This window comes from Pseudomonas sp. SIMBA_041, from assembly GCF_046535095.1.
Taxonomy (GTDB): Bacteria; Pseudomonadota; Gammaproteobacteria; order Pseudomonadales; family Pseudomonadaceae; genus Aquipseudomonas; species Aquipseudomonas mucoides.
In genome coordinates, this window is the sequence record NZ_JAWRXJ010000979.1 from 1 (window position 1) to 233 (window position 233).

At 64.4% G+C, this 233-nt stretch carries 1 protein-coding gene; it reads left to right on the top strand.

Annotated features, from left to right (window positions below; genetic code table 11):
- Positions 1 to 233 (top strand): hypothetical protein (locus SB725_RS34055; protein ID WP_410923807.1); only part of this gene is annotated, 233 nt, incomplete at both ends.

The following is a 233-nucleotide window of genomic DNA, read 5'->3' on the forward strand; positions in this document are numbered from 1 at the left end:
GCTGCCTTCGGCGCCCAGGCCAGGGCGCTGAGCCAGAATGATCGCCACACCTGTGGCTGGGGCGCGCAGATTGCCGCAGAAGCTCAGCAGGCCAAGTTAGCGGGGGTAACCCTGTATGCCACGCGCAAGAAGCTGCAAGTGCGCAGGTTCGCCAAACCGTGGATGCGCATGACCGCCTTCGGCATTACCGAGCAGACCTACAACAGCCGATCGCGGTTGAAGCCGGCGGCGAT